We start from the raw sequence: 11,115 nt of genomic DNA on the forward strand, positions 1-11,115 counted from the left end.
TACAACTTATACGGTGCTAGTAGTTGGTGAAGTATAGCACTGTTACGATAGAGTAAGTAGGAGGTTTGTATGAAAGAGTACATAGATTTATTAAAACGTGAGGTAAAACCTGCCTTCGGTTGTACAGAGCCAATTGCCTTGGCGTTTGCAGCGGCGAAAGCGGCAGAACTGTTGGGAGTTCGACCAGATCATATTCACGGCCGTTTAAGCGGTAATATTATTAAAAATGCGAAAAGTGTGACCATCCCAAATTCAGAGGGGCGTACTGGCATTTACTATAGTCTTATTTTAGGCACCTTAGTAGGCACAGCGGCAAAAGAATTAGAAGTGTTAGAGGACCTTACGCATGAACAAGTAGTAGAGGCAGACCGTTTATTTGAAGCGGATTACTGTGACATCGAGTTAGCAGAAGGGGTAGAAAATCTATTCATCGAAGTCACTGCCGTTGCTGGTGAGCATACGTCTAAGGTGATTGTACAAAATACGCATACCACGATTTCTTATGCAGAAAAAGATGGGGAAGTGTTGATTGCTTTATCTGCAGAAGAAGTGGCAAAGCATTCTATGGAATTATGTTTTGACTCTTGCTATGAATTTGCTAGTACGGTAGATGCAAAGGAATTAGAAGACATTTTAGGACCACAATTAGATTTGAATATGGCCATAGCCGAAGAAGGCATGAAAAATAATTATGGTTCTAACATTGGTAAATTGATTATTTCCAACTCTTCCTCTATTGCAGATAAAGCGCGTGCCTATGCTGCAGCTGGCTCTGATGCTCGTATGGACGGCTGTTCTATGCCTGTTATGATTAACTGCGGTAGTGGTAACCAAGGTATTACATTGTCTGTACCTATTATGATGTATGCCAAAGAATATGGTATCGATCGTGACCATACGTTACGCTCCTTAGCCTTAGCCAATGTGCTAGCTCTATACATTAAACAATATATTGGTCGTTTGAGTGCTTACTGTGGTGTGGTGAGTGCAGCCTCTGCCACAGCCGCTGGTGTAGCATTCTTGCTCAATGAATCTAAGGAAGTAGTTTGGGAAACATTATCAAATGCATTAGCAGGCACATCTGGTGTAGTTTGTGATGGAGCGAAAGCATCGTGTGCTATGAAAATTGGTATGTCCCTTGGTAATTCCTTATTGGCATATACTCAAGCAAAGACGGATAATAGCTTTAAAGCAGGCCAAGGTATCGTCAAAGAAGACATTGACCATACAGTGCAAACGGTAGCGACCATCGCCCGTGAGGGAATGAAGCAAACCGATGTTGTTATCTTAGAAACGATGTTAGAAAAGTAATCTATGCATTATTGGTATAGAGAATGAGAACAATTCTATATTGATTTTTATAAAAGTATAGTGTATGATAGATACATAGATTGATTAGATAGTCACATACTTAGTATGTGCTATGCATAGGTTGTTGCATTAAAGGAGATATTAGAATGGCAATCATCGGTAAACAACTACCAGCGTTTGAATTAGACGCATTCCGTAAACCTGAAATTATTAAAGTAAGCAATAAAGATATCGAAGGTAAATGGAGCGTATTTGTATTCTATCCAGCAGACTTCACATTTGTGTGCCCAACAGAATTGGCAGACTTACAAGATCAATACGCAGAATTGAAAGATTTGGGCGTAGAAGTGTTCTCCGTGTCTGTTGACTCTGCATTCGTTCACAAAGCGTGGTCCGATGCATCTCCTACAATCAATAAAATCGAATACACTATGTTATCCGATATTAAACATGAATTAGCTGACTTCTTCGATACATTCTCTGAAGAATCTGGCCAAGCCTATCGTGGTTCTTTCGTAGTAGACCCAGAAGGCATCGTTCGTGCCGCAGAAATTTGCGACATGGGCGTAGGTCGTTCCGCTGCTGAGTTAGTACGTAAAGTACAAGCTTGCCAATTTGTTGCAAAACATGGCGAAGTATGCCCAGCAAAATGGACTCCTGGTGAAAAAACATTGAACCCAGCAGACCTTGGCTTAGTTGGCAAAATCTAATGTAAATAAACAGCCCTTTTAGACTTTGTGGTTCGAGATTCTTCTCCCTCTCTCTATCGAGTCTCGAACAACACAAGGTGTACTAAATGAGCATGTTGACTATATTTGTAAACTTTCCTAAGAACACATCTTAGATCCTTTACTTCCCATAAAAACGGCAAAGCTATGCTTTGCCGTTTTTATCTTTCAGAAATTATATAGTGCTATTACTAAAAGGTATCCTTTATTCATTTAAATTATTAGATTTAGTTTAAAAATTTGTATATAATAAGGGGGTAAGGTTACACTAGAATACATATAGGAGAATGAGAATGTTAGAAGTTACATACGAACGATTGGCAGCGATTTTTAAAGCCCTTAGCGATGAAACAAGATTGCACATTGTAGACATGTTGTCTTGTAATGAATTATGTGCTTGTGATATTTTGGCTAGTTTTGAGTTATCTCAATCTACCCTTAGTTATCATATGAAAATTTTAATTGATGCAGGTATTGTGAATTCTGTGCGTAGCGGTTTGTGGACTCGCTATTCCATTAATGAAGAAGCATTTGATGAATTTGTTAAATTCTTGCCTGAATTATATAAAACAAAAGATGAGTGCATTTGCGCACAAATTAAATACTGTCGCATCGAAGACGCTCCTCAAGCGGCGGCAGAATAATATGAAACGTTGGATTATGCATGTAGACATGGATGCTTTCTTTGCATCTGTAGAACAACATGATCGTCCAGAATTACAAGGTCACCCTGTTATCGTGGGTGGCCTTTCTTCACGTGGTGTGGTGGCTACATGCAGCTATGAAGCGAGAAAGTTTGGCGTGCGTTCTGCTATGCCCATTGGGAAGGCTAGAAAATTATGTCCAGATGGTATCTATCTATTGCCAAGGATAGAACGGTATCACGAAATCTCTGATCAAATTCATGAGGTATTGCATCGGTTTAGTCCCTATTTAGAGCCCATTTCTATGGATGAGGCGTTTTTAGATATTTCAGGGCTAGGAAAACTCTATGAATCGCCTATGGCAGTAGGACGTGCTGTGAAAGAACAAATTAGGTCTTTAACCGGTCTAGTCGCCTCTGTCGGGATTGGACCGAATAAGTTTTTAGCGAAGCTTGCATCGGATTTGAAAAAACCGGATGGCTTATATATTATTCCTCATGGGCAAGAGGTAGCACATATTGGGCGCTTACCAGTGCGTAGATTGTGGGGCGTAGGGGTCCATATGGAACAAGCTTTACAACGAGGGGGCTTTCATCAGATTCAAGATATTGCGCGCCTAGAGTCCTATCACGAGTTAGAACCTTATTGCGGACATCAAAGTGAACGCATCTATTTGTTGTCTAAAGGTATTGATCATCGTCCCATTGAGTGGAATCGTGAATTGCAATCCGTAGGCAATGAACTGACCTATGAAAGAGATTTAATAGATACAGAGGAAATCGACCATGAATGGCGATACTTTGCACACCATGTAGCGAAACGATTGCGCCAGAAAGGGCTCAAAGGTCATACGATAGCCATCAAAGTGCGATTGCCAGATTTTACCACTAAAACACGGCAAAAACGATTATCCTATCAGACGGACCGAGAAGATGTATTGTATGAGACGGCGTGTGTATTATATAATAAACTTAATGTACAGGGACCGTTTCGCTTGTTAGGAATTACGGTCAGTGGCTTTCACCAGCAGGTGGAACAAGAGTCGCTTTTTCATAGTGAAGAAACAGAGCCAGATCGGTTAGCGCAAGTGCTAGATACCTTGGAAGAACGGTTTGGAGAAGATATTGTCACCACGGGAGCCCTGTGGAAACGAAAGTTGAAGGATGACACGACATCGTCTTAGGAGGATAGTATGCAACAATATGTATTGGATCAGGAACAGATTGAGGAATTGTTACAAGGATTGCAGACAGCCTATGGTCATTGCAAGGAAGTGCAACAGCAATATGTGGCGAATTTAGAGACGCAACATATGGAATCACCTGAAATGGCTATGGAAGTGGTAGAAGATTTAGAAAACTTTGCTCATATGTTGGCGCTACTAGGAAAACAATGGGAAGAATTGCGTAGTCTCCAAAGTATGGTAAGGGAGCACTATCTGTGTGATATGATATCTTCCTTAGAAGAGCCAACAGAAGTAGAATCTATGGCTGAGGAAGGTGTGGAAGGCTATGATGTAGGTGTTGCTTTAGGTGTAGACTTTGTGATGGCTGACCGCTGGCAAGGGGAAGAATCTGTCGAAGAAGTTGTGGAAACCGTTGAACTAAAGCCAGTATCAAGTTCGTTTATGGATTTATTTAGCAGTGCTAGCGAAACGATGCGTATCCATGAGTATGACTATGATGACTGGGAGTTGGCAGATGAGGACCGTGCGGATGTTAGTCAAGAGGAGACTGTGATAGACTTAACAAAACAAACTAGTACAGAGTCTCACTTGTATGATACCTTCAAGATGGGAAAACCGAAAAAAGAACATAAAAAACGTTGTAAACATTGCACAGAAGATTCTCCCATCCCAGAAGAACGCGAGAAATGTTGCATTGTGAAACAAGAAAAAAAGAAAAAGAAGGAGAAAAGCAAGGATAAGTCGAAACATAAAAAAGAGAGCCCTTCTGTAGACAAGTGGGCGAAAAAGCTATCTAAATGGGAACGCTATGCAGAAGAGCATGGTGACGCATGGACGGAAAAAGTCTTACAAAAAGTAGCCAAAAAAGCAGAGAAAAAGGCAGAGAAAAAAGCGGAAAAGCGTGGGATGAAAGCGATCTTTAAGAAGCATAAGTTAGATCGGTTTGCGAAGCTAACTAAGGAGGACTAAGATATGGATGTCGTCAGTATATTAGGATTTATTTTGTTAGGCGTTGCTGTGGCTGCTCTAGGAACCATCATTGGTGCTGGCGGTGGTATTATCTTTGTACCGGTGTTTTTATATTTCTTTCCAGAGTGGACACCAGCCATGGTGGTAGGTACTTCTTTGTTTACAGTAACTTGTAATGCTATTTCCGGAACCATTGCCTATGTGAAACAGAAAAAAATACTCTACAGCGCAGCGATTTTATTTAGCATTGCTACCTTCCCTGGGTCCATCATTGGCGCTCATGTGGCGGAATACTTTGATGGTAGCGGATTCCGATTCTGGTTTGGTTCTTTCTTGCTTATCATGTCCGGGTTTATTGGCTACAAAAACATGCGAAAAGGAGAGCGTAAAGAAGAATCCTTGCAGTTAGAAGAATTGACCTATAATAAAACAGTTGGTGTATTGGTGAGTGTTGTGGTAGGCTTCTTATCCAGTTTATTTGGCATCGGTGGTGGATTGATTCACGTGCCAGCCTTAATTTATATGATGGGATTCCCTACGCATATGGCAACGGCTACGAGTCATTTTATCCTAGCTACCTCCACATCGGTTGGCACACTGACCCACTTTTTGAACGGACATATCCATTTTGAGGTGGCCATCCCTTGCGGTATTGGCGCTTTATTAGGTGGGCAACTAGGTGCCTATATTGCCAAACGATTACGAGCAAAAACAATCCTGATTGGTTTATCTATTGGGGTTGGCATCTTAGCGTTGCGATTGATTTACACATCTCATGTATTGTTCTAAGATATAGAGAACAGATTAAATAGAGAGGATACTATGGGAAAAGGAAAGAAAAAGAAGCAACACCAATCACAGCCACAGCAAACGATTACAACAGCCCGTTTGACGACGATGATCAAATGGATGCTGTTCATCAATCATTTGGCGTTGTGCTGGTTCTTTAATGGCAGGGCAGACATGAGTTTACTAGCTACTAATATGTTGGGCGGCTTAGTTCTTTGTGGGATTTACTGGATGCGTTTCAAGAAAGAAATGTTCATGGATGCAGAGGTAGAGCGTGGTATGCGCTACGTATTATCCTATATTCTGATGACCATGACTGCCTTCTTTTACACCTTGGCGATGTATCGTTCGGGTGAGTTAACAGACACCATGTATTTGATTATTACAGGGGCTAGTTTCTTTGTATGGTTCTGCTTGTACAGCGCTACACAAGGATTGATTAAGAAAAGTGAATAATATGTGATATAAGTTCTCGTTATGTTATAGGTAACGGGAACTTTTTACATCCAAATATTTCGATAAACTATATGAAAAACTATTGCATTTTCTAATTTACTATGCTAAGATATGTACATAACAAATAATAATTATTAATTGCTAATTATACTAATTAGCAAAAACTAAGAAAAGGAGAACAAGTTATGAAAAACTTACAAGCAGTTAACCAATATATTGCAAACTTAGCGATTTGGAACATTAAACTTCACAATTTCCATTTTAATGTAGTAGGATCTCAATTTGTGCCAGCTCACAAATATTTAGAAGAAGTCTACGATGTAGCATTCGACTATTATGATGCAGTGGCTGAACATGTAAAAATGCAAGGTGAAGAACCTGTAGTACATGTGGCAAAATATTTAGAAATTGCATCTTTGAAAGAAGAACCAGGGAACAAATTCTCCGTAGAACAAGTGTATAAATTCTTAGTAGGAGACTTTGAATTGTTGAATAAAGAAGCTCGTGCTATTCGTGAATCTGCTGATGAAGAAGGCAACTTTGGATTAGTAGCTATCATGGAAGACCACATCGCTTACTATGAAAAACAATTATGGTTCTTACGTGCTACTTTAGGCTAACTCCTCCTGAAAGTAACATCGAACTAATCACATACACTCCCTTATATGTGATACTATTCTGAACATTACTAACACTATACAACTATACTATACAACTATACATGAGGACCCCTGCTCAGGGGTCCTTTTAGTATATAGGGGATACCTTTACAAGGTGATAGATAAGGGGATATAGTGAAAATCTAGCTATAGGTGGTATAATACATATAATAGTTGAGAGATGGTGAAAGGGGCGACAGAGAATGAATCGATTTTTACAAAAAGGTCAATTACAAACCATAGAACCACAAAAGGATCCATCAGTGGTAGAAGATATGGATACCCTAGTAAGTGAAGTAAGTTCGGATGAGTTTTTGGATATGGTGCAACAAGAGGGAACGCCTAAAGATTTGAATCGAGCTATGGATATGGTAGAACTTGAAGATTCAGCGGAAAACAGTGGACCTGTGGACCCTTATGCATCCATGACGATTCGCGATTATAGACAATCAGATGTATTGTCAGAAGACTCTAATGAAGACTATGATTCTCCCGATGCAAACGAAACAGAACAGGACCGGTTTTTCCGTGACAACTACAATGATATTATGGAAGATGAGTTAGAATATGACGAGCGAGAGTCCGAAGACTCTGATCACTACAGTCATGATTCTGGAGATAGTTTTGACTTCGACTTTGACGTTGACTTTGACTTGTTTGATGACTTTGATGATGACTAGTAAGGAATGAATAATGACGAAGCCCATACAGATAAGGACATCAGTATGTCCCTATGATTGCCCAGATGCCTGTGGATTGACCTTGACCATTGAGGGAGACCAGTTGCAACAGGTACGAGGTATGAAAACGCATAGTTTCACACGAGGAACACTGTGCCAAAAAATGCAACATTATGAACGAACCGTCCACCATAGTGGACGTCTGACCACCCCTTTGCGCCGTACAGGCCCTAAGGGAAGCGGCCAATTTACACCTATCACATGGGACGAAGCATTACAAGAAATTGCAGAGCGATTTCAATATTGTATCGACACCTATGGTTCTGAAAGTATCATGCCTTATTCCTATGCAGGAACCATGGGAATTTTACAAAAAAGCGCAGGGGATCCGCTCTTTGCTATATTAGGTGCTACCCGTCAAGATAAGGGAATTTGTTCCCCCGCAAAGCGATATGGTTGGGCTAGCCTTATGGGAAACACTTTGGGGAATCGTCCACAAGATATACAACACAGTGATTGCGTGGTGCTGTGGAGCCTCAATGCAGTGGCGACGGATGTACATGTCTTATACGATGTGACCATAGCTCGTCAACAAGGTGCTAAGCTGTGGGTAATTGATACCCACCACACAGAGACAACAAAATTAGCGGATGAAGTCATTATTTTGCGACCGGGCACAGATGGAGCTTTCGCTTTGGGTGTGGCTCATGTGTTAGCCAAAGAAGGACTAGTAAATGAGGAGTTTATCGCTCGTTATGTACAAGGTTATGAAGGATTCCAGGATACTGTCATTTCTCAGTATCCTCCATCAAAAGTAGCACAGATTACAGGTGTGCCAGAAGAGCGGATTATTCAGTTTGCTCGTGCTTATGGACAGGCAATGGCGCCATTTATCCGCTTAGGCAGTGGACTATCTCGCTATGGGAATGGAGCAAATACGGTGCGATGTGTGGTAGCACTACCTGCCTTGGTGGGCGCATATCTACACAAAGGAGGGGGCTTGTTATCGAGTGCATCAGGTAGTCAATTTGTTGGAGGTAAGCGTGTCAGCTGGGAGCGCTTTCAGACGAAAGAAACCCGATTAAATCCTATGATTCATTTAGGGCCCATGTTAACAGAATCAGCTAACCCACCGATTAAAGCCCTCTATGTATACTCTAGTAATCCAGCGGTGACATCGCCGGACCAAACAGTGGTGCGCAAAGGATTGGCACGAGAAGACCTGTTCACGGTGGTACACGAACGATTTATGACGGATACGGCGAAATATGCAGATATTGTGCTCCCTGCAACGACGTCTGTAGAGCATAATGATATCTATAATTCCTATGGACATTACACTATCGGTTGTGGTTATCAAGCCATTCCTCCAGTTGGTGAAAGTCGTTCTAACTGGAACACTATCTGTAGCATTGCCAAAGCGATGGAGATCGACGATCCCGTGTTTGCTATGTCAGAATTGGAAATGATTGAAGATATTGTGCGATATGCTCCGATTGCAAGAGAAGTGCAAGATAGAATCTTGGCAGGGGAGCTAGTGGAGATGGAGTTACCAGATACATATAAACTGGAGTACGGTACACCATCAGGTAAAATCGAGTTATACAATCCAGTAGAAGCTGATCCATATCCTGTATATCGTGAAGCTCATGGGGATATAGCGGAGTTTTTCCTCATTAATGGGGCTGATCCACGCATACTAGATTCGTCCTTTTGTGAACTACAAGCGGATGTGCCACAGATGGTCGCTCGTATGCATCCAGAGGATGCTCTCAGCAAAGGGGTATTACACAGTGAGTTTGTGCGTATGTATAATGAACGTGGTTCTTTGCGGATTGCTTTAGTCATCGATGATACGGTGCCAAAGGGGACTATTGTGAGCAGTGGTGTCTGGTGGCAATCTCAGTCTCATGATACAGAGCATACAATGAATGTATTGACTGCCTCACGACCTACCGATTATGGTTGGGGTAGTACATTTTACGATGTAAAAGTGGATGTAGAACCATGCGATTAAAAGGATGGGTTATAGTTAATCAATGTAATTTATCTATCAATCATAGCTCGCCTGTATATGCATAATCAGTATAGACAAAGCCATTTCCGACGAGGGAAATGGCTTTTTATTTCGTCTATAATTAGATATAATAAGACAATGAGCATAAAAATTGTTTTTATACAGTGTATATTTGTTAGTGTAGAATGTATTTGAAAGGAGAGCGTATGTCAGATCATACTCAACTATCGGGGCGAGCCTATATTGCTATCGGCCTGATGCTGTTCGCTTTATTCTTTGGGGCAGGTAATTTAATCTTCCCTGCGACCTTAGGTCAACATGCAGGTATTAATGTGTGGTGGGCCATCTTAGGGTTTATCGTAACTGGTGTAGGTTTACCATTGTTAGGGGTTATGGCCATGGGATACTCTGGCAGTCGTAATGTACAAAGTTTGGCAAGCCGTGTGCATCCAGTGTTTGGAGTCCTATTTACATTGGCATTATACGTATCCATTGGCCCTGCTTTTGCAATCCCTCGTACGGGCACAGTATCTTATGAAATTGCAGTGAAACCATTCTTAGGCGGAGTTGCCTCAGATACAGCACTATCCTTGTTTCTTGTAGGGTTCTTCGTAGTCACATTGTGGCTCTCCATTAATCCTCAAAAATTGGTGAATCGCATTGGTAAAATCTTAACACCAGCCTTGCTACTGACCATCGTGGTATTGATTATTAAATCTTTAATTACTCCATTAGGCAGCTACGGCACACCGACAGAGGCCTACGCTACTAGTGGTACGGCATTCCTACAAGGCTTCCTAGATGGATATAACACATTAGATGCCTTAGCATCCTTCGTGTTTGGTATTTTGGTTATCGAATTTGTCACACTTTCAGGGGCACAAACACGTGATGAAATTACACGCGCCACTATGAAAGCTGGGTTAATCGCTGTAGGTTGCTTAGGCGTGGTGTACATCTTCATTGCTAGCTTAGGAGCTACCAGCGTAGAACAGTTAGGCATCTTAGATACAGGGGCGCCTGTATTGGCAGAATCTGCTCGTTTGTTATTTGGTGACTTAGGAGCTATGATCTTGGCAGTCATTGTATTGTTGGCGTGTTTGACGACGAGTATCGGACTTGTTACCTCTTGTGCGCAGTACTTTAGCACACAATTTGGTGGCTTATCCTATAAAGCTTATGCAGTGCTATTCGTGTTGATTTCTTTCGGCGTAGGCATGTTTGGATTGAAAACCATCATTACCGCAGCCATTCCTGTGTTGATGTTTCTTTACCCATTATCCATCGCACTGATTGTATTGGCATTTTTACATCCGTTGTTCAACGGTCGCCAATGCGTATATGCATGGACAGTAGGGGCAACCTTCATCACAGCCCTTGTGTCTGGCTTAGAAACAGCGAGCGTAGACTTAGGTAGTGTAGGGCAATTCTTCTCTACACAAGTACCGATGCATGGCATCGGTATGGATTGGATCGTATTCGGCGGCGTAGGATTCGTGATTGGATTGATCCATCGGGCATTGGTGAAAGCTAACTAAAAGATTATTTTATATATGTTGGGACTACTCATATACGAGTGGTTCCAACATTTTTTTGTATCTTGAATTGTCAAGTCAAATGCAACTCTACTGAATGATAAACCTCGTATGGGGTTTTCCAATTTAAGCATTTGCGCG

Annotated in this window: 11 protein-coding genes; all 11 read left to right on the forward strand. The window is 41.4% G+C overall.

Features of this window, described 5'->3' with window-relative positions; all coding sequences use genetic code 11:
* Positions 1–69 precede the first annotated feature (69 nt).
* The 11 genes from EO118_RS07605 to brnQ all read left to right on the forward strand — a co-directional run bounded on the left by EO118_RS07605 (position 70) and on the right by brnQ (position 10,977).
* The gene (locus EO118_RS07605; RefSeq protein ID WP_127069353.1) at positions 70–1,311 is read left to right on the forward strand and encodes a serine dehydratase subunit alpha family protein; all 1,242 of its coding nucleotides are present in this window, start codon (positions 70–72) and stop codon (positions 1,309–1,311) included.
* Between the two features lie 146 nt (positions 1,312–1,457).
* Complete coding sequence (locus tag EO118_RS07610) at positions 1,458–2,021, forward strand: redoxin domain-containing protein (RefSeq protein WP_127069354.1); 564 nt, start codon at positions 1,458–1,460, stop codon at positions 2,019–2,021.
* A gap of 311 nt (positions 2,022–2,332) precedes the next feature.
* Positions 2,333–2,683, forward strand: coding sequence for a helix-turn-helix transcriptional regulator (locus EO118_RS07615; protein ID WP_127069355.1), 351 nt, complete (start codon positions 2,333–2,335; stop codon positions 2,681–2,683).
* Between the two features lies 1 nt (position 2,684).
* A complete protein-coding gene (locus EO118_RS07620) occupies positions 2,685–3,866 on the forward strand; it encodes a DNA polymerase IV (protein ID WP_127069356.1) in 1,182 nt (393 codons plus the stop codon).
* Positions 3,867–3,875: 9 nt separating this feature from the next.
* Positions 3,876–4,838: a hypothetical protein gene (locus EO118_RS07625; RefSeq protein ID WP_127069357.1), complete on the forward strand. Its 963-nt coding sequence runs from the start codon at positions 3,876–3,878 to the stop codon at positions 4,836–4,838.
* Between the two features lie 3 nt (positions 4,839–4,841).
* Positions 4,842–5,627, forward strand: coding sequence for a sulfite exporter TauE/SafE family protein (locus tag EO118_RS07630; RefSeq protein WP_127069358.1), 786 nt, complete (start codon positions 4,842–4,844; stop codon positions 5,625–5,627).
* A 33-nt stretch (positions 5,628–5,660) separates the two neighbouring features.
* Entirely contained in the window at positions 5,661–6,083 is a 423-nt protein-coding gene (locus tag EO118_RS07635) for a hypothetical protein (RefSeq protein WP_127069359.1), read from the forward strand.
* Between the two features lie 185 nt (positions 6,084–6,268).
* Positions 6,269–6,703, forward strand: a complete 435-nt coding sequence (locus tag EO118_RS07640; RefSeq protein ID WP_127069360.1) for a DNA starvation/stationary phase protection protein — start codon at positions 6,269–6,271, stop codon at positions 6,701–6,703.
* Between the two features lie 242 nt (positions 6,704–6,945).
* A complete protein-coding gene (locus EO118_RS07645; protein ID WP_127069361.1) occupies positions 6,946–7,422 on the forward strand; it encodes a hypothetical protein in 477 nt (158 codons plus the stop codon).
* Positions 7,423–7,435: 13 nt separating this feature from the next.
* A complete protein-coding gene (locus tag EO118_RS07650) occupies positions 7,436–9,439 on the forward strand; it encodes a molybdopterin-dependent oxidoreductase (protein ID WP_240626918.1) in 2,004 nt (667 codons plus the stop codon).
* A gap of 206 nt (positions 9,440–9,645) precedes the next feature.
* Complete coding sequence (brnQ, locus tag EO118_RS07655) at positions 9,646–10,977, forward strand: branched-chain amino acid transport system II carrier protein (RefSeq protein ID WP_127069362.1); 1,332 nt, start codon at positions 9,646–9,648, stop codon at positions 10,975–10,977.
* The last annotated feature ends 138 nt before the right edge of the window (positions 10,978–11,115 follow it).

Source organism: Veillonella sp. 3891, from assembly GCF_003992315.1.
Lineage (GTDB): Bacteria > Bacillota > Negativicutes > Veillonellales > Veillonellaceae > F0422.